Annotated in this window: 20 protein-coding genes and 1 pseudogene; 12 read left to right on the top strand and 9 right to left on the bottom strand. The window is 72.9% G+C overall.

The features are described 5' to 3' along the window. Window positions 1-11: 11 nt before the first annotated feature. From ACIBK9_RS06650 to ACIBK9_RS06635, 4 genes are all read left to right on the top strand, one after another. Complete coding sequence (locus ACIBK9_RS06650) at window positions 12-536, top strand: hypothetical protein (protein WP_397155703.1); 525 nt, start codon at window positions 12-14, stop codon at window positions 534-536. Next, window positions 529-1,080, top strand: coding sequence for a hypothetical protein (locus ACIBK9_RS06645; protein WP_397155701.1), 552 nt, complete (start codon window positions 529-531; stop codon window positions 1,078-1,080). Before ACIBK9_RS06650 ends, ACIBK9_RS06645 begins: the two co-directional genes overlap by 8 nt. Before the next feature lie 118 nt (window positions 1,081-1,198). Further along, a complete protein-coding gene (locus ACIBK9_RS06640) occupies window positions 1,199-2,314 on the top strand; it encodes a family 2 encapsulin nanocompartment cargo protein terpene cyclase (protein WP_397155699.1) in 1,116 nt (371 codons plus the stop codon). Then, on the top strand, window positions 2,311-3,207 hold the full coding sequence (locus ACIBK9_RS06635; RefSeq protein ID WP_397155697.1) for a geranyl diphosphate 2-C-methyltransferase: 897 nt from the start codon (window positions 2,311-2,313) through the stop codon (window positions 3,205-3,207). The genes ACIBK9_RS06640 and ACIBK9_RS06635 overlap by 4 nt, the downstream gene beginning before the upstream one ends. Here the strand turns inward: ACIBK9_RS06635 and ACIBK9_RS06630 are convergent, their stop codons facing one another. From ACIBK9_RS06630 to ACIBK9_RS06615, 4 genes and pseudogenes are all read right to left on the bottom strand, one after another. Beyond that, window positions 3,208-4,011 carry an MBL fold metallo-hydrolase gene (locus tag ACIBK9_RS06630; protein ID WP_397155695.1) on the bottom strand — a complete coding sequence of 268 codons (804 nt, stop codon included), beginning with the start codon at window positions 4,009-4,011 and terminating at the stop codon, window positions 3,208-3,210. Between the two features lie 42 nt (window positions 4,012-4,053). Further along, a pseudogene (locus ACIBK9_RS06625) lies at window positions 4,054-5,271 on the bottom strand (4-hydroxybenzoate 3-monooxygenase); the annotation flags it as partial. A gap of 42 nt (window positions 5,272-5,313) precedes the next feature. Continuing rightward, window positions 5,314-6,495, bottom strand: a complete 1,182-nt coding sequence (locus ACIBK9_RS06620) for a cytochrome P450 (RefSeq protein WP_397155693.1) — start codon at window positions 6,493-6,495, stop codon at window positions 5,314-5,316. Window positions 6,496-6,508: 13 nt separating this feature from the next. After that, on the bottom strand, window positions 6,509-7,966 hold the full coding sequence (locus ACIBK9_RS06615; protein WP_397155691.1) for an MFS transporter: 1,458 nt from the start codon (window positions 7,964-7,966) through the stop codon (window positions 6,509-6,511). Between the two features lie 120 nt (window positions 7,967-8,086). Here ACIBK9_RS06615 and ACIBK9_RS06610 point away from each other — a divergent pair, with 120 nt between their 5' ends. Both ACIBK9_RS06610 and ACIBK9_RS06605 read left to right on the top strand, forming a co-directional pair. Continuing rightward, window positions 8,087-8,824, top strand: a complete 738-nt coding sequence (locus ACIBK9_RS06610; RefSeq protein ID WP_397155689.1) for a TetR/AcrR family transcriptional regulator — start codon at window positions 8,087-8,089, stop codon at window positions 8,822-8,824. Between the two features lie 37 nt (window positions 8,825-8,861). Then, on the top strand, window positions 8,862-9,221 hold the full coding sequence (locus ACIBK9_RS06605) for an arsenate reductase family protein (protein WP_352320574.1): 360 nt from the start codon (window positions 8,862-8,864) through the stop codon (window positions 9,219-9,221). Between the two features lie 4 nt (window positions 9,222-9,225). Here the strand turns inward: ACIBK9_RS06605 and ACIBK9_RS06600 are convergent, their stop codons facing one another. After that, window positions 9,226-10,080: an FRG domain-containing protein gene (locus ACIBK9_RS06600; protein WP_397155688.1), complete on the bottom strand. Its 855-nt coding sequence runs from the start codon at window positions 10,078-10,080 to the stop codon at window positions 9,226-9,228. A gap of 87 nt (window positions 10,081-10,167) precedes the next feature. Here ACIBK9_RS06600 and ACIBK9_RS06595 point away from each other — a divergent pair, with 87 nt between their 5' ends. Beyond that, a complete protein-coding gene (locus ACIBK9_RS06595) occupies window positions 10,168-11,226 on the top strand; it encodes an aldo/keto reductase (RefSeq protein WP_358296361.1) in 1,059 nt (352 codons plus the stop codon). On the opposite strand, the gene ACIBK9_RS06590 is transcribed toward ACIBK9_RS06595, so the two are convergent. Continuing rightward, window positions 11,223-12,095 carry a patatin-like phospholipase family protein gene (locus ACIBK9_RS06590; RefSeq protein WP_397155687.1) on the bottom strand — a complete coding sequence of 291 codons (873 nt, stop codon included), beginning with the start codon at window positions 12,093-12,095 and terminating at the stop codon, window positions 11,223-11,225. The genes ACIBK9_RS06595 and ACIBK9_RS06590 overlap by 4 nt on opposite strands. 71 nt (window positions 12,096-12,166) lie before the next feature. Here ACIBK9_RS06590 and ACIBK9_RS06585 point away from each other — a divergent pair, with 71 nt between their 5' ends. Further along, window positions 12,167-12,733, top strand: a complete 567-nt coding sequence (locus ACIBK9_RS06585; RefSeq protein WP_397155686.1) for a hypothetical protein — start codon at window positions 12,167-12,169, stop codon at window positions 12,731-12,733. Window positions 12,734-12,845: 112 nt separating this feature from the next. Here the strand turns inward: ACIBK9_RS06585 and ACIBK9_RS06580 are convergent, their stop codons facing one another. Further along, entirely contained in the window at window positions 12,846-13,685 is an 840-nt protein-coding gene (locus ACIBK9_RS06580; RefSeq protein ID WP_397155685.1) for an NmrA family NAD(P)-binding protein, read from the bottom strand. Between the two features lie 310 nt (window positions 13,686-13,995). On the opposite strand from ACIBK9_RS06580, the gene ACIBK9_RS06575 reads away from it, so the two are divergent. From ACIBK9_RS06575 to ACIBK9_RS06560, 4 genes are all read left to right on the top strand, one after another. Continuing rightward, entirely contained in the window at window positions 13,996-14,679 is a 684-nt protein-coding gene (locus ACIBK9_RS06575) for a response regulator transcription factor (RefSeq protein ID WP_397155684.1), read from the top strand. Window positions 14,680-14,767: 88 nt separating this feature from the next. Continuing rightward, a complete protein-coding gene (locus ACIBK9_RS06570) occupies window positions 14,768-15,367 on the top strand; it encodes an NAD(P)H-dependent oxidoreductase (RefSeq protein ID WP_357983749.1) in 600 nt (199 codons plus the stop codon). Window positions 15,368-15,378: 11 nt separating this feature from the next. After that, complete coding sequence (locus ACIBK9_RS06565; RefSeq protein WP_397155682.1) at window positions 15,379-16,380, top strand: ATP-binding cassette domain-containing protein; 1,002 nt, start codon at window positions 15,379-15,381, stop codon at window positions 16,378-16,380. After that, window positions 16,377-17,219 carry an ABC transporter permease gene (locus ACIBK9_RS06560; RefSeq protein ID WP_387681723.1) on the top strand — a complete coding sequence of 281 codons (843 nt, stop codon included), beginning with the start codon at window positions 16,377-16,379 and terminating at the stop codon, window positions 17,217-17,219. The genes ACIBK9_RS06565 and ACIBK9_RS06560 overlap by 4 nt, the downstream gene beginning before the upstream one ends. 155 nt (window positions 17,220-17,374) lie before the next feature. Here the strand turns inward: ACIBK9_RS06560 and ACIBK9_RS06555 are convergent, their stop codons facing one another. Beyond that, a complete protein-coding gene (locus ACIBK9_RS06555) occupies window positions 17,375-20,545 on the bottom strand; it encodes an ATP-binding protein (RefSeq protein WP_397155680.1) in 3,171 nt (1,056 codons plus the stop codon). Window positions 20,546-20,594: 49 nt separating this feature from the next. Continuing rightward, window positions 20,595-21,791, bottom strand: a complete 1,197-nt coding sequence (locus ACIBK9_RS06550; RefSeq protein WP_397155678.1) for a cytochrome P450 — start codon at window positions 21,789-21,791, stop codon at window positions 20,595-20,597. Window positions 21,792-21,880 lie beyond the last annotated feature (89 nt).

The following is a 21,880-nucleotide window of genomic DNA, read 5'->3' as shown; positions in this document are numbered from 1 at the left end:
AGAGGACGGCTATGGCTTTCGCGGTGGCGCGGACGAGGGACGAGGCGCATCTCTACCTCGACCTCAACCCCTGCGCCTGCGGGTCCACCGACACGACCTGGCGCAACGGGCTGATCGACGTCGAGGGCGAGCTGGTCAACCGCTACTTCGGCCCGTGCGAGGAGTGCGGCACGCCGCGCGAGTTCGTGTTCGGGCTGCCGGAGCGTCCGGTGCTGCCCGCCGGGTTCCCGACGTTCGGCGGCCCCGAGCCGTCGGAGCTGCTCGACGCGGGCGAGTGGTTGTGGGTGGCCGACCTGACGGCCAGCGACGTGCCGGTGGCCGACCGGGCCGAGGCCCTGCGCACGCTGAGGATCGCCGCCGCGGCGGTGGAGGAGGTCGTCAAGTTCGTGCCGGCGGGCGCGGACGCGGTGCCCGACGACGGGTTCTGGTCCGAACGCGGACAGGGGGTGCGCGCGGCCGAGCCCGGCAGGTTCCAGCTCGACCGGCTGCTGGTCGTCCGCGACACCTACCAGGCGCTGGCGGGTGAGTATGCCTGAGCAGGGTCTGGGGCGCTCGCTCGTCGAGGCGTACGTCTACATCGACCTGGTGGCCCACTCCGGCACGCCGGGCGCCTCGCGCGAGGCCACCGTCGACCAGGACGCCGAGAGCCTGCGGGTGCGGCTCGGCGACGTGGAGGTCGAGGTCCCCGTCGAGGCCGAGCGGGCGGCCAGGGAGACCGGCGCGACGTTCGGCACCGGCCTGTCGGAGCTGCTCGACCCCGGCCAGTGGGTGCTGATCGCCACCACGTACGCGAGCCGGGCCCTGGAGGAGGGCCTGTTCTACGCCGCCGGCCCGGCCTCCCCCGAGCGGTACGACGCCGTGGCGACCGGCTGGCGCTTCGCCGCCGACGCCCTGGCCGAGGCGCTGAAGTTCTTCCCGCCGGAGGCCGCCGAGCTGCCGCCCGACGCCTTCTGGAGCGACCTGGGCCAAGCCGTGCGCGAGACCGAGCCGCAGCGCCTGACCCGGGCGAAGCTGGAGGACGACCTGGCCTTCTACCGCAAGAACCTCGACGACTTCGAAAGCCTGCACACAAGGCCCTGACCGGCAGAGTGCGCCCCCCGGAGGGTAAGGCTCTCATTACCGATTGGCTACTCTACTTTTAGTAGCTGAATAACTACTTTCGGTAATGTCCTGCTCCTCCTCAGGGAAGAGGCGCGCCATGCCCCAGTACGCCGCGGTCCCGCGGCTCCCGACCGGCCCCACCGGCCTCGGAACCTCCGCGCTCCACCTTCCGGCCCCCGCTGCACCCCCCGCGCCCATCCCCGCGCCGCGGCAGCTCCCGGCGCCCGTTCCCTACGTCGAGCGGGAGTGGGGTGACGGCTCCTACCCGCCGCTCTACTGCCCCGAGACGGTCCGCGACGACCCGGCGCTCGGCGCGGAGGTCGACCGGCGGCTCGTGGCGTGGGCCGAGAAGGTGGGCCTGCACGCCGGGCGCATGGACGAGTTCGCCGCCACCGGGTTCGGCCGGCTGGCGATGCTCGCCCACCCCGACAGCGACGACCCCGACCTGCTGCTGATCGCGGCGCAGATGAACACCGCCTGGTGGGCGGCCGACGACTACTACGCCGACGAGACCGAGCTCGGCGCGAGCCCCACCGAGCTGCCGCCGCGCCTGGCGCTCGTCATGTCGGCCATGGACCCGCCCCCGCCCGCGGGTGTGTACACCGAGCAGCTCGAAGAGGCGATCGAGGCCGACCCCGTGCTGGTCGCCCTGCGCTCGGCCACCGGCCACCTGTCCCGCCACGGCACCCCGTCGCAGGTCATGCGGGCCTGCAACACCACCTTCCAGATGTACGTGAGCTGGACCGCCTACGCCGCCTGGCGCTACCTGGAGACCCCGCCGCCCGTCTGGCGCTACCTCGCGGCCCGGCAGCACGACAGCTTCTACACCTCCATGACCCTCATCGACGTCGTCGCCGCCTACGAGCTGCCCGCCAACCTGTTCTACGACCGGCGCTTCCACACCGCGCTCATGCAGGCCGGCACGGCCAGCGTCATCGTCAACGACCTCCACTCCGTCGCGCGGGAGGCGGCCGACGAGCTGCCCGACTCCAACGTCGTCCTGCTCATCGCGGGCGAGGAGAAGTGCTCCACGCGCGAGGCCACCGAACGCGCCGTCGCGCTGCACAACGACTTCGTCAAAGGCTTCGAGACCAGCCAGCGCGAGCTCGCCGCCGTTCCGTCCGTGGAACTGCAGCGATTCCTGCGCGGCGCCCAGGGCTGGATGGCCGGTTGCCTCGAATGGCACGGCAGCAGCAGCCGCTACCACTCATGACGACCGGCCGCCCCCGGCCGGAAAGGAGCTCTTCGCAGGTGACCGTCAACACCCAGTCCCCCGTCCTCACGAGCCACTACCAGCACTCCGTCGCCAGCTACTGGAACGCCGAGAAGAACCCGGTCAACCTGCGCCTGGGCGACGTCGACGGCCTGTACCACCACCACTACGGCATCGGCGAGGTGAACTGGACGGTACTCGACGGCCCCGAGGACACCCGCGAGGACCGCATCGTCAAGGAGCTCCACCGCCTGGAGACCGCCCAGGCCGACCTGCTGATCAGCCATCTCGGCCCGCTCGAACCCCACCACCGGGTGCTCGACGCCGGCTCCGGCCGCGGCGGCAGCAGCCTCCTGGTCAACATGCGGTACGGCTGCGAGGTCGACGGCGTGTCCATCTCCGAGTCGCAGGTCGCCTTCGCCAACGACCAGGCCAAGAAGCGCGGCGTCGACGACAAGGTGCGCTTCCACTTCCGCAACATGCTGGAGACCGGCTTCGAGACTGGATCGTTCCAGGCCAGCTGGAACAACGAGAGCACCATGTACGTCGAGCTGTCCCTGCTGTTCGCCGAGCACGCCCGGCTGCTGCGCCGGGGCGGCCGGTACGTCTGCGTCACCGGCTGCTACAACGACGCCTACGGCCTGCCGTCCCGGGCGGTCAGCCAGATCAACGCCCACTACATCTGCGACATCCACCCCCGCAGCACGTACTTCGAGCAGATGGCGGCCAACCGGCTGGTCCCGGTCAGCGTCGTCGACCTGACGGCGGCCACGATCCCGTACTGGGAGCTGCGTGCCCGCACCCACCTGGCCACGGGCATCGAGCAGTCCTTCCTCGACGCCTACAAGAACGGCAGCTTCCAGTACCTGCTCATCGCGGCCGACCGCGTCTGATCAACCGGCCACCGCGGCGGCCAGCTCCCACGGGTCGTGGGCCGAGAAGACGCTCACCTGGTCGCCGTGGTCCCGAACCAGCTCCCGCAGCCGGGCCTGGGTGCCGAGCCGCAGGTCGTGATGGACCTCCGAGCGGGTCTGCACGACGTCCATCAGCGGGTGCGGATGCGGGTCCGGCTGCAGCTCGCGGTGGTAGTAGTAGGCGTCGCCGCAGTGCAGCAGCCAGCGGTCCCCCTCACGGACGGCGACGCCGGTGTGCCCGGCGGTGTGCCCGCCGAGGGGGACCAGCCTGATGTCCTCGGGCAGCCCGTCGGGCTTGATCGAGGCGAAGCCGAACCAGTCGTCGTTCGCCTCCGGGGTGTAGGTCACCCAGTCGGGGCCGTGCGCCCAGTGGGCCGGGCGGTAGCGGTAGCTCGGGGCCTCGGCCAGCGCCGCCTCCAGCTCGGCGGCCAGCAGGTGCACCCGCGCGCCGGGGAAGTCGGGCAGCCCGCCGCAGTGGTCGACGTCGAGGTGGGTGACGATGACGTGGCGCACGTCGTCCGGGCGGTAGCCGAGCCGGGCGACCTGGCGTACGGCGGTCTCCTCCTCCTCCAGCGCGGGCTCGGCCATGGCCACCCAGTCGGCGCCCAGCGTGCCGGCCGGGTCGCGCACATCGCCGAGCCCGAGGCCCGTCTCGACCAGCACGAGCCCGTCGGCCGGGGTCTCCACCAGCAGGCAGTGGTTCACGGCGGGGACGGCGGGCGGGCCGTCGTAGGTGGCTTCGATCGTCCGTACGGATCCGCAGTTCAGGTGATGAATCCTCATGGGGACGATCGTCGTACTTGAACCGCGGTTCAAGTCAACTCGTCAGCCGCCCGCCATCATGTCGCCGAAGGCGCGGGCCGCCGGGCCCGAGGTGAACAGCCGGTCGAGCCGCGCCCTGGCCAGCCGGCGGCGGAACGGCCCGGCCAGCGTCTCGTCGCCGGCCTCGTGGGTCATCTCCGTCATCCAGCGGGAGAACTCCTGGTGCTGCCACACCCGTTCCAGGCAGGTGGCGGAGTAGGCGGCCAGCGGCTCCTCGTCGCCCTCGCGCAGGGCGGCGCGCAGCGCGCGGGCCAGCACGTCGGCGTCGGCGACCGCCAGATTCATGCCCTTGCCGCCCATGGGCGTGATGATGTGGGCCGCGTCGCCCACCAGGAAGAGCCGGCCGTAGCGCATCGGGTCGACGACGTGGCTGCGCATCTCGACGAACGCCTTCTCCCCGATCGGGCCGTCCGGCAGGCCGTCGTCGGCCAGGCGCAGCCGCAACTGGGCCCAGATCCGCTCGTCGGGCCAGTCGGCGGCGGTGGCGTCGGGGGTGCACTGGAGGTAGAAGCGGCTGGCCCGCGGGCCGCGCGGGAAGTGGGCGGCGAACCCGTGGGCCGTGATCGCCATGAGCGGATAGCCCGGCGGCGGGACGTCGGCGAGCACCGTCAGCCAGCCGATGCCGTAGTCGTGGGAGTAGGTGGTGAGGGCGTGCGCGGGCACGCCGGCCCGGCTGACGCCGTGGTGGCCGTCGCAGCCGGCGACGTAGGAGCAGGCGATCTCGTGCGTGACGCCGTCGGCGTCGCGGTAGGCGACCGTCGGCGCGGCCCCCCCGACGCCGCGCGGGGTCACCTCGGCCGCCTCGAACCGCAGGTCGCCGCCGGATTCGAGGAGGCGGGCCAGCAGCCTGCCGACGAGCACCTGCTGCGGCACGAGCCGGCCCGTCCGGCCCTCGGTGATCGCGGGGACGTCGAGGAAGCGCCGCTCGCCGTCGACGCGGAACTCGAACCTGGTCTCCTGCGGCATGCCCGCCAGGACGGTGTCGGCCAGGCCCCACTCCTCGAAGACGCGGGCGCCGTGGTGGTCGAGGATGCCCGCGCGCTGACGCTGCTCGACGTACGGGCGGCTCTGCCGTTCGAGCACCACGCATTCGACGCCGGCCTGGCGGAGCAGGCTCGCCAGGGTCAGCCCGGCCGGACCGGCTCCGACGACGACGACCTCGGTGCGCTCTCGCCTGCTGGTCTCCCCGGACATGGCGGTCCTTTCGCCTCGGTGACGCGCAGTGGTACCCGGCCAGGATGATCACGATGATAGTCCGTGCGCTCACCACCGCACCGGGAGACTGAGCACCCCGTGGATGTCGGTGCCGGCGCGCACCGGCACCTCCTCGGGCGCGACGGCCAGGCGCAGGCCGGGGAAGCGGGTGACCAGCGCGGGAAGGGCCGTGCGCAGCTCCACCCGGGCGAGCTGCTGGCCGAGACACTGATGGATGCCGTGGCCGAAGGACAGGTGGCCGGTCGCGTCGCGGCGCAGGTCGAGGCGGTCGGGGTCGGCGTACCTGCGGGGGTCGCGGTTGGCGGCCGAGAGGGACACGACGACCGACTCGCCCGCCCTGATCAGCCGGCCGGCCAGCTCGACGTCCTCCAGCGCGGCCCGGACGCCGGTGTGGGCGATGGTGAGGTGGCGCAGCAGCTCCTCCACGGCTTGGGCCGCCCGCTCCGGCTCCGCCCGCAGCACGTCGAGCTGGGCAGGGTCGCTGAGCAGCGCGTACGTGCCGAGCGCGAGCATGTTGGCGGTCGTGTCGAGCCCGGCGGCCAGCAGGAAGGTGCCGACGCCGGCCAGCTCCTCGTCGGTGAGGTCGGTGGCGGTCAGGTCGCCGAGCAGGTCGTCGGCGGGCCGGTCGCGCTTGGCCTCGATCAGGCCGTCCATGTACCGCTGGAGCTCGGCGTAGGCGGCCAGCTGTTCCTGCTCGTCGGTGTCCACCCCGGCCAGTGCGGCGGCGTGGTGCTGGAAGGCGTCGCGGTCGGCGTACGGGACGCCCAGCAGCTCGCAGATCATCAGCGCGGGGATGGGCTGGGCGAAGACGCGTACCAGGTCGGCGGGCGGGCCGAGGCGTTCCATGGCGTCCAGGTGGTCGGCGGTGATCTGCCGCACGCGTTCGGTCAGCAGGTTCATCCTGCGGACGGTGAACCTGCCGGTGAGCAGCCTGCGGTAGCGGGTGTGCTCGGGCGCGTCGAGGCCGGTGAGGTCGCCGGGCGGGGCGGCCGGCAGCGGGCCGATCGCGGCCGTCGGGTGGTGCAGGAACTCGTAGCGCGAGCTGAACCGCCGGTCCGCCAGCACCGCCCTGACCTCGGCGTGGCCGGTCACCAGCCAGCCGCGGTGGCCGTCGGGGAAGTCCAGCGGGGTGACGGGCGCCTGCTCGCGCAGCTCCGCCAGGCCCGCGGGCGGGTCGAAGGGGCAGCCCGCGGGGCGGGTGACCGGAAGCGTGACGGGGGCGTCGTTCATGGGGGTCTTCCTTTCAGTGGGTCGCGGTGAGGGACGGTTCCTGCGCCGGCTTGCGTTCGCCGCGCATCACGACCAGCGCCAGGACGGCGGCGGCGACCACCCCTGCCGCGCTGATCGCGAAGGCGGCCGACATGGCCGAGGTGAACGCCTCGCGGGCCACCTGGGCGAGACCGGCGTCGCCGAGGGCGAGCGCGTCGCCGATCGAGCGCCGGGCCGCCTCGGGCGCGCCCGCCGGCATCCCCCGGGTGTAGGCCCCGGCCAGGACGCTGCCGAGGACGGCCACGCCGAGCGCCGCGCCGGCCTGCTGGATGGTGTCGTTGAGCGCCGAGCCGACGCCGGCGTGCTCGGGCGGGATGGTGCCCATCAGCGCGGCGATGGCCGCGGGCATCGCCAGGCCGCCGCCCGCGCCCATCACGAACAGGGCCGTGCCGGTGAGCAGGATGCCGCTGCCGGAGGAGACCATGGCGAGCAGCCCGAACCCGGCGGCGCAGACGGCCAGCCCGGTGACGATCATCGGACGGTTGCCGAGCCGGGCGCCGAGGCTCGCGCCCAGGCCGTTGAAGAGCAGCGAGGCGACCGCCATCGGCAGGAACGCCAGCCCGGCCGCGGTGGGCGTGTAGCCGAGCACGTACTGCAGGTACTGGGTGAGCACGAGCAGCAGCCCGCCGTTGCCGATCTGGACGAGGGTCAGGGAGAAGCTGCCGCCGCTGAACGTGCGGTCGCGGAACAGGGCGAGCGGGACCATCGGGTGCGGCGTGCGCAGCTCCCAGATCACGAAGCCGGCCAGGGAGAGCACGGTGAGAGCCAGGGCCGGCCAGGACACGCCGTGCGGCAGCTCGATGATCGTCCACACCAGGGCGGACATGCCGGTCGCCGACAGGATCACGCCCAGCGGGTCGGGCTTGGTCCAGGGGCCCTTCGACTCGGGCATGAGCAGCAGGGAGGCGACGATGGCGAGCACCGCGACCGGCACGTTGATCAGGAACACCGCGCCCCACCAGAACCAGGCGATCAGCGCGCCGCCCAGGACCGGGCCGCCGATCATGCCGATCATGGCCACCGCGCTCCAGACGGCCATCGCCTTGCGGCGCTCGGCCTCGTCGAACACGGTGATCAGGATCGACAACGTGCTCGGCATGATCAACGCGCCGCCGACGCCCATCGCGGCGCGGGCCGCCACGAGCTGCGCCGGATCGGCGGCGTAGGCGGCCAGCAGGGACGCGGCGCCGAAGAGGGCCAGGCCGATGATCATCACCCGGCGCCGGCCGTAGCGGTCGGACAGGCTGCCGGCGGTCAGCAGCAGGCCGGCGAAGACCAGGATGTAGGAGTCGAGGATCCATTGCAGGTCCTGGGCGTCGGCGCCCAGGTCGGCCGCCAGGGGCGGGACCGCCACCGTCAGCACCATGTTGTCCACGACCAGCACCAATGTGCTGAGGCACAACACCACCAGGATCCACCAGCGGCGGTTCATTGGGTTTCTCCCCTTCGACTTGCGTACGTCGCTCTCGGAATGCGCACACTGTACGCACACGAAAGAGATGTACGCAAGCAGGCGTTCGCGGATGCGTACACTGTGCGCTAGGCTCGGGTCATGCCAGCATCGCAGCCGCCCGTCCCGTCGGTCTGGGTCCGTCAGCGCCGGCAGCGGGAGCGGCCCGCGCTCAGCCTCGACCGGATCGTGTCCGAGGCCGTCCAGCTGCTCGACGAAGAGGGGCTGGAGGCGCTGAGCATGCGCAGCCTCGGCACCCGGCTCGACGCGGGCGCGACCTCCCTCTACCGCCACGTCGCCAACAAGGACGAGCTGATCGAGCTGGTCGTCGACGAGGTCTACGGCGAGCTGCGGGTGCCGTCCGTGGAGGAGGCGGGCGGCTGGCGTGACGGGCTCGCCGTGTCCGCCCACAGCCTGCGGGCGGTGATCCTGCGCCACCCGTGGATGGCGTCCGTGCTCGGCCAGGTCGGGCTCACCAGCCTGGGGCCCAACGTGATGCGGCGCTCGGAGGAGCTGCTGGCGCTGGCGCACTCGGCCGGGTTCGTCCCCGGCGAGGCCGACCGGGCGGTCAACACCGTGCTGGCGTACGTGATCGGCGTGACCATCGCCGAGGCGGCGTACCTGTCGACGCTGGCCCGCAGCGGCCGTACCGAGCAGGAGTGGATCGACGCCGTGCGGCCGACCGCCGAGCAGGCGTTCGAGGACCACCCGTGGATGCGGGCGGAGTACGCGGCCAAGGGGTTCGACGACCCCGAGCGCGTCCGGGAGGAGGACTTCCGCTACGGCCTCGACCGGGTGCTCGACGGCCTGCAGGCCCGGCTCGACTCATCGGCCGGCTGACCCGCGCCGGGCGCCCCGGCGTGAGAGCCTCGGCGTCATGGAAATCTGGATCAACCCCGACTGCTCCAAGTGCCGTTCGGCCCTGTCGATCCTCGACGCCGAATCGGCCGACTACAAGGTCCGCCGCTACCTGGAGGACCCGCCGTCGCCGGACGAGCTGCGCGCCGTCCTGGCCCGGCTCGGGCTGGAGCCGTGGGACATCACCCGTACGGGCGAGCCGGTCGCGGCCGAGCTGGGCCTCGACGCCTGGCCGCGCGACCCGGACGCCCGCGAGCGCTGGATCGCCGCGCTGTCCGCGCACCCGATCCTGATCCAGCGGCCGATCATCACCGCCGACGACGGGCGCGCCGTGATCGGCCGCACCGAGGACGCCGTGCGCGGCACGCTGCCCGGGTGAGCGGTCAGTCGTTCATGCGGCCCTCCTGCTGGCCGAGGCGCTCGGGCCCGGACATGCTGGAGCCGCCGGCCGGCACGTCGACGCTGCCCGGGGAGTAGTAGCGGCGCAGCCACTCGGCCAGCCCGTCGAGGCCGGGCAGCAGCACCCGCTCGGTGATCCCGGCCTGGTCGAGCCGCCGCCGGATCTCGACCTTGACCCCGGCCGGGATCGACCAGCCCCGCCACAGCCCGGGATGCTCGGCCAGCCAGTCGTCGAGCTGGTACCTCGCCCCCGACATCGCCGACAACACCGACGACTGGTTGACCATGCGCTCGTCCAGCGACGGCGGCTCGAAGAAGGCGACGAACGGGCGGTCGCGGCCGAGCGCGTCGAAGCCGGCCAGACCGGCGGCGCGTTCGGCGAGCATCTCGGTGCTGAACAGCAGCGCGCCCTCGCCGTCGAGCACCTCGCGCAGCGGCTCGGGCAGCAGGCGGTGCGCGCCCGCGCAGTCGACGGCCAGCAGCACGGCGTCGTCCCCGGGCCAGGACGCCGTGGCGAAGTGCAGCGCGACCAGCGGGGAGAACGTCCAGTCCAGGAGGCGGGTGGGCAGGCCGTGGTGCTGGCCGAGGGCCAGCCAGTCCCAGACGGAAGGGCCAGGGGCGGCTCTGTGAGCGTATTTCCTAAAATTTCGTATCAAGTGGGTTTCTAGGGTGGCGTAGTCGCCCGCCAGCCGCGCCAGGCTGTGCACGTGCGAGTACGTGCTCTTCGCCAGGCCGCGGAAGACCAGCGTCGAGTGCGCCTGGGCCGGGCCTCCGGCGTGGCCGGCCGCGCTGATCGCGTCGTCCAGCTCGCGCCAGGACGACACCGTCACCATCCCCATCCGCCTCCGGTGCCCCTGGACGCCACTGTCACACCTGCCGCCGAGCCCTTGAGGTGGAGTGGACTCCAGGTCCTAGAGTCGCGGACTATGACAATGCGCTACCGCGTACTCGGCGGCACCGGCATCGAGGTGAGCGTCCACTGCCTGGGGGCGATGATGTTCGGCGCCGTCGGCAACCCCGACCACGACGACTGCGCCCGCATCATCCACGCCGCGCTCGACCAGGGCGTCAACTTCGTGGACACGGCGGACATGTACTCCGCGGGCGAGTCCGAGGAGATCGTCGGCAAGGCGCTGAAGGGCCGCCGCGACGACGTCGTGCTGGCCACCAAGGTGCACTTCCGGATGGGCGAGGGCCCGAACCGGTCCGGGAACTCGCGCTTGTGGATCATGAAGGAGGTCGAGCAGAGCCTCCGGCGGCTCGGCACCGACTGGATCGACCTCTACCAGATCCACCGGCCCGACCACACGACCGACATCGAGGAGACGTTGTCGGCGCTGACCGACCTCGTGCGGCAGGGCAAGATCCGCGCGTTCGGCTGCTCGACGTTCCCGGCGGCGGAGATCGTCGAGGCTCACCAGGTGTCGGAGCGGCGGGCGCTGCACCGGTTCAGGACCGAGCAGCCGCCGTACTCGCTGTTCGCCCGCGGCATCGAGAAGGACCTGCTGCCCGTCTGCCGCCGGTACGGCATGGGCGTCCTGACCTGGAGCCCGCTCGCGTCGGGCTTCCTGAGCGGCCGCTACCGCAAGAACGGCGACATCGACCTGACCACCGGCCGGGCCGCGCTGACCCCCCACCGCTTCGACCCGTCGATCCCGGAGAACGCCGCCAAGCTCGACGCCGTCGAGCAGCTGGTCGAGCTCGCGGACGACCTCGGCTGCACGCTCCCCCAGCTCGCCGTGGCCTTCGCCGCCGCGCACCCGGCGGTCACCTCGGTGATCACCGGGCCGCGCACGATGGCGCAGCTCGACGACCTGCTGAAGGGCGCCGCGCTCACCCTCGACGACGCCGCGCTCGACCGGATCGACGAGATCGTCCCGCCGGGCCGTGACATGTACCAGCCGGACGGCGCGTGGCGTCCCGCGTCACTGACCGACCCGGCGCTGCGCCGCCGCCCGCTCGCCGAGCGCGCCGCGGCCGGCTAGATCCACAGGCTGTGGACGACGGCGGCCACCCGCCGGCCCTGCTCGCGGCCGGCGTGGGCCGCCGGTGACCGTACGGCGGGGTCGAGCGGGTTGGCGCCCATGGCCGCGACGGCCCCCTCGTCCGGGCTGACGACCTCGACCGCGGAGCCCTCCTTGCGCAGCAGGGCCACCTCCTGTTCGAGCGACGTCCAGGGGGAGGCGGGGGCGCCGGGCGGCTGGGGCGAGACCACCAGCACCCGTTCGAAGCCCGCCGCCAGGTCGGCGTTGTCGCTGGACCGCACGCCGCCGTCGACGTAGCGGCGGCCCTCGATGGTGACCGGCGGCCAGACCCCGGGCACGGCGCAACTGGCCGTCACCGCGTCCACCAGGCCCACCCCGGACGCCCGGTCGAACAGGCGGGTCTCGCCGGTCGCCGCGTCGAGCGCGACCAGCACGAGCGGGCGCTCCGGCCAGTCGGTCTCGGGCAGCCGCGAGGCCACCGCCGCACGCCGTTCCTGCTCGCCGACCGTGGGGGCCTCCAGCGCCCAGGCGCCGATGCGCCGGTGCAGCTCGTCCCGGTCGTGGGCGCCGGTCAGGATGCCCTGGAGGGCGGCCGCGAAGGAGGCCGCGTCGAACACCGCGGGGATCTCCCTGGCCTGCAGCGCGGGATCGACCTGTCGCTGGAACAGCTCCTCGACGGTCAGCCGGCTGCGAGCCTGGGCGCCGACCGCCGAGCCGGCCGAGGTGCCCACGATCAGGTCGGCGTCCCGTACGTCCACGCCCTCGTCGGCCAGCCCGGCCAGCACGCCGGTCGCCCAGGCGATGCCGGCCACGCCGCCGCCCCCGAGCACCAGGGCCCGGCGGCGGTCAGAAGCTTCAATTCGGTCCATGAGCATCATCATTCCTCTATAAGGAACAAAGCGCGCGTTTCATGCGGGCCGTCCGTGTGTATGGTGAGCCTGTGGAACGTACTCATGATTTTGGGTACAACCCCGCCGTCGAGAGCCTGCGACTCATCGATCACGGGCTGCCGAGGTCCCTTCCCGGCAACCTGAGCGGACGCTTCCGCTTCACCCCTGCCTCCCTGTACGTCGGCGACCGGATCGCGGCGACCGCCTTCGCCCGCCTGGACGGCTTCGGCCTGTCCTGGGTGGACGTCTGGCTGCTGTCGTTCCGACGCGGACGCTGGGCACTGCGCGCCGGCGACAGCATGTCCGCCGAGCGCAGCGACGACCTGCTGGCCCACCGCCAGGGCGTCTCGGTGCTCAAGGAGCACGGGCTGACCGACGAGAACGGGCGTTTCGACACCAACGCGGGCCGCTGGTTCCCCCGGCCGAAACGGTGGGTGGCCTACGGGCTGCTGCGGCTGTCGGCCGAGGTGGAGACGGTCAGGCTGGGCGGGCGGGAGGTGCCGGTGCCGGGACACGGTCTGCAGGCGCTCGCCTGGCGGCTGCAGACCGGCCCGGTGGTCGCCGATCTGCTCGACGACATGGGCGAGACCATCGCGGCGGTGAGCCTGACCGCGTAGGCGCGCCGCGGCCTCTTGGCGCACCCCACCGCTTGGCGCGCCCCCTCCTGGCGCGCCCCCTCCTGGCGCGCCCCCTCTTGGAGTGCCCCCGAGCGTCACGGTGGCGCGGGCTTCAGGCCGCGAGGAAGTCCGGGGCGTGGTCGCGGGCCCAGGAGCGGAACGTGCGCGCGGGCCGGCCCAGCAGCTCCGGCACCGTGCCGGTCACGCGTTCCGGGGTGTGCGTGAACGACTCCCATGCCCTGAGCCGGGCCTCGACGAACGCCGGATCCCCCCAGGCGGCCGTCAGCTGCTCGCGGGCGATCTCCGGCGGCAGGTCCGCCCAGCGCACCTCGCGGCCGATCTCCTCGCCGACGGTCCGCGCCAGTTCCTCCTGGGTGATCGACTCGGGGCCGGTGATCAGGTATTTGGCGCCGTCGTGGCCGGGGGTGGTGAGCACGTGGGCGACGACGTCCGCGATGTCCCGCTCGTGGATCAGCGATCTGGCGGCCTTTCCGTACGGGAGCCGGACCACTCCTTGACGGATCTGGGCCGCCCAGGCCAGCGTGTTCGTGGCGAAGTCGATGGCCCGGACGAACGTCCACCGCGTCCCGGACGCCCTGATCAGCCGTTCGATCTCCTGGTGGTAGATCGTGGCGGGCTCGCCGTCCGCCAGGTCGGGCACGTCCGCCGACAGGTACACGACCTGCTCGGCCCGTCCGGCCACCGTGGTCACCACCCGGGGGTCCACGGGGATGCCGGGCCACATCAGGTACACCCGGTCGACGCCGCGCAGGGCGGGCTCAAGGCTGCCGGGGTCGGCCAGGTCGCCGCGTACGGGCTCGACGCCGTCCGGGAGCACCGCCCGGGCCGGGTCGCGGACCAGCGCCCGCACCTCGTGTCCCGCCTCCGCCAGGGAGGAGACGACATGCCTGCCCACGTTGCCGGTCGCGCCGGTCACCAGAATTCCGCTCATGAAAGGCAGCCTAGAACCTCAACCGCAGTCAAGGTCTAGTCATAGAACCGACTCGGGTAAGTGATAAGCCGCACATTCCGGGTAGCGGCAGGAACGGTGATCGCGCTTCAAGGGATGGGAAGGGCTCGGCTGCGGCCGGGCCCTTCCGCTGTTCCCGGGGGCCTCCTGCGCGTCAGAAGCGCGTCACCAGCGCGTCTTGCGCGTTACAAGCGGTCCTCATGCGCGTCAGATGCGCGTCACAAGCGCGTCCTCATGCGCGTCACAAGCGGTCCTCAGACAAACCTCATGCGCGACCGGCATCGTTTCCGGCATGCACCCGACCGGTCCGACCGTCACGCCCGGATCCGCGCGCGACTCGTACGCCGTCCTCGTCGTGGACGAGCACCCGCTCGGCGCGTCCCTCTCCCGCGCGATGCGCCGCTGGGACGTGCGCAGCCTGGGCGGCGGCGAGGCGGTCAGGGCCGTGCGCGGGTTCCGTCCGGGGGCGATCGTCCTGGACGTCAAGGGCGGCGGCCGCTTCCTGCCCCGGCTGCGGGCCGCGCTGCCCGGCGTGCCGGTCCTCTTCCTGACCGCGCCGGACGCCCTGCCCGACCCGTCGCTCGGACTGCGCGCGGGCGCCGACGACTACGTGATGCGGCCGTTCGGCGTGGACGAGGTCGTGATCAGGCTGCACGGCCTGCTGCGCCGCTCGGCCGACGCCCTGTCCGTCGGCGACCTCACCCTGGACCAGGAGACCCGCCAGGTACGGCGGGCCGGCCAGGAGGTCCGGCTCACCCCGACCGAGTTCGAGCTGCTGCGACTGCTCATGCGCCATCCGGGACGCGCGCTCAGCAAGGCGCACATCCTCGACCGGGTGTGGGCCTACGACTTCGCCGGCCAGGGCAACATCGTCGAGCTGTACATCTCCTACCTGCGCCGCAAGATCGACGCGGACCGCCGTCCGATGATCCACACCCTGCGCGGCGTCGGCTACGTGCTCAGACCGGCCGCCTGACGTCCCGCTAGATCCCGTCTAGCGGACGTCTGGCGGCCGTCTCGCGCCTCCTTGGTGAGAGCCCGGAACGGGCCGAGGGAGGTGGACGATGACGGGCAGGGACGACACCGCCGGCGGGAGCGCCGCACCGCTCCGCCTCGCGGTGATCATCGCGAGCACCCGCGTCGGGCGGATGGGCGAGACGGTGGCGAAGTGGTTCGCCGGCCGCGCCCGCGACCGTCCCGACCTGGCGGTCGACCTCCTCGACCTGGCCGACTACGCCTTCCCCGACCGCTACCCGGAGCGCAGCACCCCCTCGATGCGCCGCTTCACCGCGGCCGTCGGCGAGGCCGACGCCTTCGCCGTCGTCACCCCCGAGTACAACCGCAGCTTCCCGGCCTCGCTCAAGCAGGCCATCGACTACGCCTACGACGAATGGCAGGCCAAGCCGGCCGGTTTCGTCGCCTACGGCTCGGGATCTTCCGGTCTGTACGCGGTCGAGCAGCTCCGTACCGTCTTCTCCGCCCTGCACGTCGTGACGATGCGCGACTGGGTCGGCCTCGACCTGCTGGGCGACGACGTGGCCGGAAGCGGCGAACCGTACGACACCGACGACCGCGCGCGTGCGGTCGCGGCCATGCTCGACCAGCTCACCTGGTGGGGCCGGGCGTTGCGCGACGCCCGGCGCGCCCAGCCGTACTGCTCATGAGAGGAACACCCATGCGAGACCTGGCGATACAGACCTCCGGCCTGGTCAAGGTCTTCGGCGACAACCGCGCCGTGGACGGCCTCGACCTGGAGGTGCCGGCCGGCACCGTCTACGGCGTGCTCGGCCCCAACGGCGCGGGCAAGACCACCGCCGTCCGCATGCTGGCCACGCTGCTGCGGCCGGACGGCGGCGAGGCAACCGTGTTCGGACACGACGTGGTGCGCGAGGCCGACGCCGTACGCGGCCGCGTCAGCCTGACCGGCCAGTACGCCTCCGTCGACGAGGACATGACCGGCGCCGAGAACCTGGTCCTGCTCGGCCGCCTGCTCGGCCACCGCAAGCCGGCCGCCCGGGAGCGGGCGGCGCAGCTGCTGGAGGCGTTCGGCCTGACGGAGGCCGCGGGACGGCAGGTCAAGACGTACTCGGGCGGCATGCGGCGGCGCATCGACATCGCCGCCAGCATCCTCAACACGCCTGACCTGCTCTTCCTCGACGAGCCGACGACCGGCCTCGACCCGCGCAGCCGCAACCAGGTCTGGGACATCGTCCGCATCGTCGTCGCCCACGGCACCACCGTGCTGCTCACCACCCAGTACCTGGAGGAGGCCGACCGCCTGGCCGGCCGCATCGCGGTCATCGACCACGGCAGGGTCATCGCCGAGGGCACGCCGGGCGAGCTCAAGTCGTCCGTCGGCGCCGGCTCGGTCCACGTGCGGCTGCGCGATCCCGCCACCCGTCCCGAAGCCGAACGGCTGCTGTCCCAGATCCTGGACGCGCCCGTCTATCTCGACGCCGACCCCGTGTCGCTCACCGCCCGCATCACCGGCCACGGCCGCGAGGCCGCCGCCGCCGAGCAGGCCTCGCGCGCGCTCGGCCGCCTGGCCGAGGCGGGGATCGTCGTCGACGACTTCTCCCTCGGCCAGCCCAGCCTCGACGAGGTCTTCCTCGCCCTGACCGACCACCCCGCCACCGAGACCGCCGAGTCCGCGACCGCGCAGGAGGCCGCAGCATGACCGCCACCACCGAGACCGCCACGACCTACTCCCCCGCCGCCGACGTGCTCGGCACCGTCCTGGCCCCCGGGGTGAAGCCGCCCCGGCCGAGCGCGTGGTCGGCGTCGGTCACGTTCGGCTGGCGGGCCATCCTGAAGATCAAGCACGTGCCCGAGCAGCTCTTCGACGTGACCGCGTTCCCGCTCATGATGACGCTGATGTTCACGTACCTGTTCGGCGGCGCCCTGGCCGGCTCCCCGACCGACTACCTGCAGTTCCTGCTGCCCGGCATCATGGTCAGCAGCGTCGTGATGATCACCATGTACACCGGGGTGGAGGTCAACAAGGACATCGAGAAGGGGGTGTTCGACCGCTTCCGCACCCTGCCGATCTGGCGTCCCTCGACCATGGTGGGCTACCTGCTCGGCGACGTCCTGCGCTACACCCTGGCCTCGACGGTCATCCTCGCCGTCGGCCTGGTCCTGGGGTTCCGTCCGCAGGGGGGCGTCACGGGCGTGCTGGCCGGGATCGTGCTGCTGCTCGGCTTCTCCTTCGCCTTCTCGTGGGTGTGGACGATGTTCGGCCTGCTCATGCGGAGCGAGAAGTCGGTGATGGGCGTGAGCATGCTCGTCCTGTTCCCGCTGACCTTCCTCAGCAACGTGTACGTCGACCCGGCCACGATGCCCGGCTGGCTGCAGATCTTCGTCAACGTCAACCCGATCACCCGTCTGGTGGCCGCCGTCCGCTCGCTGATGGCCGGCACCCCGGACATGGGCGAGCTGACCTGGGTCCTGATCGCGTCCGTCCTCCTCATCGCGATCTTCGGCACCCTGACCATGCGCCTCTACAACCGCAAATAACCCGCAACCGCCCCGATCGGGCGCGTAGGGCAGGCATCCCCTGCCTTCGCGCCCGATTCGTGCTGCGCCGGCAAGGGCGGTTCTGGCGGTGCGGTGAGGCGCGCTTGGCCCACGAGGCCCTCCTCGCTCCTGCGATAGACGGCCACACCGTCCGATCAGAGGTGCCAGGTGATGGGGGTGGTGGGCTGGTAGCGGCAGGTGGCGCCGGTGGAGATGGTGGCGCGGAGGTGGGTGGCGAGTTCGGGGTGGGTCTGGGTGAGTTTGCGGAGGGTGTCGCGGATTCTGGCGGTCACCGTCTTGCGGGCCCGTTCGGCTTCGTCGCCCAGACGGCGGGAGCGGCCGCCCAGCCCGGCGGCCGTGCGGAGCTCCTCCAGCAGGGCAGCCCTTTCGCGGTCGTACTCGGCCGCCCGGTCGTCGTCGCCGCGGCCGGCGGCCCGGTCGATCTCGTCGTCGAGGACGGACAGGCGGCGGCGGTAGTCGGCCTTGGCCTCCTCGTCGAGCACGGCGTCGCCGCCCATCGCGCGGGCGGCCAGCACGACGTCGCCGCCCTCCGGGGCGAGCAGGGCCACGGCGGGGATGTCGGCGCCGGGGTGTCCGAGCAGGTGATGCAGGTCGCGCAGGCCCTTGGCGTCGGGCATGTGGGCCAGCCGCCCGGCGAAGCGGAGGGCCCAGACCTCGCCGTCCTTGCGGAAGTGGCCCGTGGCCGGCTCGGGGCCCTCGTCGCGTGCGGGGGCCTGCGGGGGCGCGGGCTCGGCGGCGGCGCTCGCCTGCGGCGGGAGGGTGTCGAGGACGTGGTGCATGCCGAGCTCGGCCGCCTCGCGGCGGACCTCCGCCAGCACGGGACGGGCCCCGGCGGTGTCGCCGCCGGCCAGGAGGGCCTCGGCCAGGCGGGCACGGGCCAGGACCGACCACGGGCGGGCCCGCATCCGGTCGGCCGACCGGTACGCCCGCGCGAACCCCTCGGCCGCCTCCGCCCACCGCCCCTCGGCCAGGTCGAGCACGGCGATCCACAGGTCGTAGGGACCGCTGATGTCCCAGCCGTAGTAGGACACCGCCCACCGCCCCCGGTGCGGCAGCAGCGCGGCCCGCGCCCCGGCGGCGAGCTCGCGGTCGTGGGTGGCGGCGGCCAGCTCCGCCTGGAAACGCAGCCACAGCGGCTCGGCCATGCGCCCCACCCGCGCGCCGGCCGCGTGGTGGCGCAGCGCGGTGCCGACGTCGCCGGCCTGCAGGGCGGTCAGCGCCTCCAGCAGGCCGCGGTCGGGGTGGCGGCCGGCTCTGAGCCTGCGCAGGACGTCTTCCTGCTCCTCCACCCTGCCCTGGAGCCAGCGGATCGCCCAGCGGTGGTGGTCGAGCATGACGTCGAAGTCGTGGTCCTTGCCGTCGAGGGACAGCCCCGTCATCAGCGACTCGGCCTCGGCGAAGCGGCCGGCGAGCGCGGCCACGATGCTGGCGTCGACGGACGTGGTGAGGTTGAGGTGGGCGTCGTCGGTGCTGCGGCCCTTGGCCGCGTAGTCGTGGAACCGGTCGAGGTAGCGGGGGTCGCCCTCCTCGATCATGGCCACCCAGCGCAGGGCGCCGGCGAAGTGTTCGAGCTCGCGGTCGGAGGTGCGCCGGGCGATGTCGAGCAGCTCGCCGGTCAGGGCCACCCGCTCGCCCGCCGTGCCGGGGCCCCAGATGATGTCGTGGTGGGCCCAGAGGCTGAAGGCCAGGACGTCGTCGTCGCCGCCCTGGCGGGCCTGGGCGGTGAGGTGGAAGACCAGGTCGAGGGCCAGGCGGTCGTCGGGGGCCGGCTCGCCGACGAGCGCGGCGTGGGCCCGGCGCAGCCGGTCGAGGGAGTCGTCGTGGCCGTAGTGGGAGCGGAAGACCAGCGCGACGCGGGCGGTCAGCTCGGGGTCGCCGAGTTCGGCGGCGACGGCGCCGGCCTCCTCGAACAGCCGGCGGCCCGCGTCGCGCTCGCCGCGGTGGTGCAGCTCGCGGCCGAGGTCGAGGCAGATCAGCACGCGCCGGCGGGGTGCGGCGGCGGCGCTCAGCTCGTGGGCGCGGCGCAGGTGGCCGAGCTCCTCCTCGCCGGCGAGCCGGCTGCGGGCGGCGCGGGCGGCGGCCTGGAGCAGGTCGATCGCGCGCTCGGGGTCGACGCGGTCGCCGGCGAGGTAGGCGTGCCGGGCCAGGTCGCTCGGCAGCATGCGGCGGGCCAGGTCGGGGGCGCCGTCGAGGGCGCGCACCACGGCGGCGTGCAGGTCGCGCACGTCGGGGACGGCGTCGTAGAGGGTCTCGCGGACGAGGTCGTGGGCGAAGGCGAACCGGCCGCCGCCCTTGGTCACCACCAGCCTGGCGATCACAGCGGTGTCGAGGAGACGGTCGACGTGCGCGACGGGGGCGGCCACGGTGGCGGCCAGCACCTGGCGGTGGAACTCGCGCCCGAGCACGGCCGCGGCGGGCAGCAGCTCCGACACCGGACGCGGCAGCAGGGACAGCCGGCGCAGCAGCGCGTCGCGGACGCCGGGCGCCACGGCCGTGGCCGAGCCGCCGCTGCGCCACAAACGGGCCGTCTGCTCGACGAAGAACGGGTTTCCGCCCGTGCGCACATGAACCTCGGCGACCAGGTCGGCGGGCGGGTCGAGCCCGGCGGTGCGGGCCATGAGGGCGCCCACCCCGGCCTGGTCGAGGCCGGTGAGCGTGATGGTGGTGGCCTTGGCGACGAGCGGCGACAGCAGGTCGCGCAGCGGGTGGTCGACCGGCTCGACCTCGGCGTCGCGGTAGGTGCCGACGAGGAGCAGGCGCTCGAACCAGGTCTGGCGGGCCGCGAACTCAAGGAGCCGCAGCGAGGCCGGGTCGGCCGCGTGGAGGTCGTCGATGACGATCATGAGCGGGTGGTGCTGCGAGAGCGACACCAGGGCGGTGGTGACCGCGTCGTAGATCTGGAACGCCGAGGCGGGATCGGCGTCGGCGGCGGTGACCTCCAGGTGTGGCTGGGCGAGCGCCGCCGCCTCGCCGAGCAGGGCGGCCAGACTGCCGCCGGCCGACTGCTCGGCCTCGGCCCACTCGTGGGGGGCGGCCGAGCGGCGCAGGGCGCGGATGACCTGGACCCAGGGCCAGTAGCCGGGGGCGCTGCCGGAATCCCAGCAGGCGCCGCCGACCACGAGCGCGCCCCTGCGCCTGGCCTCGGCGGCGGCGCTGGTGACGAGCGTGGTCTTGCCGATGCCGGCCTCGCCGGTGACGAGGACCAGGCCGCCGTGGCTGTCGACCACCCGTGCGACCTCGGCGCGCAGCAGCGCGGCGGGGTGGTCCCTGCCGATCAGCTCGTGTGGCCTGGCTTCGGTTGGCATGACACCCGCACGTTATCCGCCGCCGCCGACAAAATCCGCGTGCGCGCCGCTACCAGGCGACCTCCAGCTCGGTCAGGCCGTAGACGACGTTGAAGGAGCGGAACTCCGGCGTGGAATCGGTCGGGCGCAGGCCGGGGAAACGTTCGAAGAGCGCGGGGAAGGCGATCTTCATCTCCATGCGGGCGAGCGGCGCGCCCAGGCAGTGGTGGACGCCGTGGCCGAAGGCGACGTGGCCGGGGGCGCCGCGGGTGATGTCGAGGGTGTCGGGGTCGGCGATGAAGCCGGGGTCGCGGTTGGCGGCGGGCAGCGAGCACAGGATCATCTCGCCCGCGCCGATGGTCCGCCCGGCCAGCTCGACCTCCCTGGACGTGATCTTGATCGTCCCGGAGTGGACGATGCTGAGCCAGCGCAGCAGCTCCTCGACCGTCGCGTCGATGCGCTCGGGCTCCTTGCGCAGGAGTTCGAGCTGTCCGGGGTTGCGCAGCAGGGCGAGCGTGCCGAGCGAGAGCATGTTGGAGGTGGTCTCGTGCCCGGCGAGCAGCAGCAGGTTGCCGATGCCGACGAGCTCGCTGGTGGTCAGGTCGTCGCCGTGCTCGCGGATGAGCATGCCGAGCAGGTCCTCGCCCGGGTCCGTGCGCATGCGGGTGACCAGTTCGCGCATGTACGCCCGCGACTCGAAGCTGGCCGCCACCCGCTGCTCGACCGGCAGCGACAGGTCCAGCATGCGGCCGGACCGCCGCTGGAAGTCGGCGCGGTCCTCGTACGGCACGCCCAGCAGCTCGCAGATCACCAGCGACGGGATCGGCAGCGCGAACGACGACACCAGGTCGGCCGGGGAGCCCGCGGCCTCCATGGCGTCGAGGTGCTCGCGCACGATGTCCCTGATGCGGGGCTCCAGCCGCTTCATCCGGCGGATCGTGAACTCGGGCGTCAGCATCCTGCGCAGCCGGGTGTGCTCGGGCGGGTCCTGGCCCAGCAGGTTGCCCGCGCGCAGCTCGGCGAGCTGTTCCTCGGTCAGCTCGGGCGCTCCGGGCATGCGGGCTGAGCCCTGCCTGGCGAGCCTGAACCGGTCGGCGTCGCCCAGGACCTCGCGGACGTCGGCGTACCGGGTCACCACCCATGCCTCCAGGCCGAGGAGGGTGTCGATGCGCTTGATCCGTTCCTGGTCGCGCACCTCGCCCAGCTCGGGGGCCGGATCGAACTCCACCCGCCGCATGTGCAGCGGCACCGCCGAGGACTCAGTCATGGAACGACCGTAACAAGTCCGGCGGCCGTCCTCTAGATCGTTTCCGATCGGTGATCCGGCCAGGGTTTCGGCCCGAGCTTGACGTGGGA

The organism is Nonomuraea sp. NPDC050227, assembly GCF_044459705.1.
In the GTDB taxonomy this organism is placed as follows: domain Bacteria; phylum Actinomycetota; class Actinomycetes; order Streptosporangiales; family Streptosporangiaceae; genus Nonomuraea.
Note: the sequence above shows the minus strand (reverse complement) of the source record. Positions and strands in the feature narration are given on the sequence as shown.

What these genes read in the sequence shown, in the direction of transcription:
- ACIBK9_RS06610 (WP_397155689.1), top strand. Translation starts at nt 8,087, where the DNA reads ATGCCAGCATCGCAGCCGCCCGTCCCGTCGGTCTGGGTCCGTCAGCGC.
- ACIBK9_RS06575 (WP_397155684.1), top strand. Translation starts at nt 13,996, where the DNA reads ATGCACCCGACCGGTCCGACCGTCACGCCCGGATCCGCGCGCGACTCG.
- ACIBK9_RS06590 (WP_397155687.1), bottom strand. Translation starts at nt 12,095, where the DNA reads ATGGACCGAATTGAAGCTTCTGACCGCCGCCGGGCCCTGGTGCTCGGG.
- ACIBK9_RS06630 (WP_397155695.1), bottom strand. Translation starts at nt 4,011, where the DNA reads ATGAGGATTCATCACCTGAACTGCGGATCCGTACGGACGATCGAAGCC.
- ACIBK9_RS06550 (WP_397155678.1), bottom strand. Translation starts at nt 21,791, where the DNA reads ATGACTGAGTCCTCGGCGGTGCCGCTGCACATGCGGCGGGTGGAGTTC.
- ACIBK9_RS06620 (WP_397155693.1), bottom strand. Translation starts at nt 6,495, where the DNA reads ATGAACGACGCCCCCGTCACGCTTCCGGTCACCCGCCCCGCGGGCTGC.
- ACIBK9_RS06615 (WP_397155691.1), bottom strand. Translation starts at nt 7,966, where the DNA reads ATGAACCGCCGCTGGTGGATCCTGGTGGTGTTGTGCCTCAGCACATTG.
- ACIBK9_RS06565 (WP_397155682.1), top strand. Translation starts at nt 15,379, where the DNA reads ATGCGAGACCTGGCGATACAGACCTCCGGCCTGGTCAAGGTCTTCGGC.
- ACIBK9_RS06570 (WP_357983749.1), top strand. Translation starts at nt 14,768, where the DNA reads ATGACGGGCAGGGACGACACCGCCGGCGGGAGCGCCGCACCGCTCCGC.
- ACIBK9_RS06560 (WP_387681723.1), top strand. Translation starts at nt 16,377, where the DNA reads ATGACCGCCACCACCGAGACCGCCACGACCTACTCCCCCGCCGCCGAC.
- ACIBK9_RS06555 (WP_397155680.1), bottom strand. Translation starts at nt 20,545, where the DNA reads ATGCCAACCGAAGCCAGGCCACACGAGCTGATCGGCAGGGACCACCCC.
- ACIBK9_RS06640 (WP_397155699.1), top strand. Translation starts at nt 1,199, where the DNA reads ATGCCCCAGTACGCCGCGGTCCCGCGGCTCCCGACCGGCCCCACCGGC.
- ACIBK9_RS06645 (WP_397155701.1), top strand. Translation starts at nt 529, where the DNA reads ATGCCTGAGCAGGGTCTGGGGCGCTCGCTCGTCGAGGCGTACGTCTAC.
- ACIBK9_RS06650 (WP_397155703.1), top strand. Translation starts at nt 12, where the DNA reads ATGGCTTTCGCGGTGGCGCGGACGAGGGACGAGGCGCATCTCTACCTC.
- ACIBK9_RS06635 (WP_397155697.1), top strand. Translation starts at nt 2,311, where the DNA reads ATGACGACCGGCCGCCCCCGGCCGGAAAGGAGCTCTTCGCAGGTGACC.
- ACIBK9_RS06580 (WP_397155685.1), bottom strand. Translation starts at nt 13,685, where the DNA reads ATGAGCGGAATTCTGGTGACCGGCGCGACCGGCAACGTGGGCAGGCAT.
- ACIBK9_RS06605 (WP_352320574.1), top strand. Translation starts at nt 8,862, where the DNA reads ATGGAAATCTGGATCAACCCCGACTGCTCCAAGTGCCGTTCGGCCCTG.
- ACIBK9_RS06595 (WP_358296361.1), top strand. Translation starts at nt 10,168, where the DNA reads ATGACAATGCGCTACCGCGTACTCGGCGGCACCGGCATCGAGGTGAGC.
- ACIBK9_RS06600 (WP_397155688.1), bottom strand. Translation starts at nt 10,080, where the DNA reads ATGGGGATGGTGACGGTGTCGTCCTGGCGCGAGCTGGACGACGCGATC.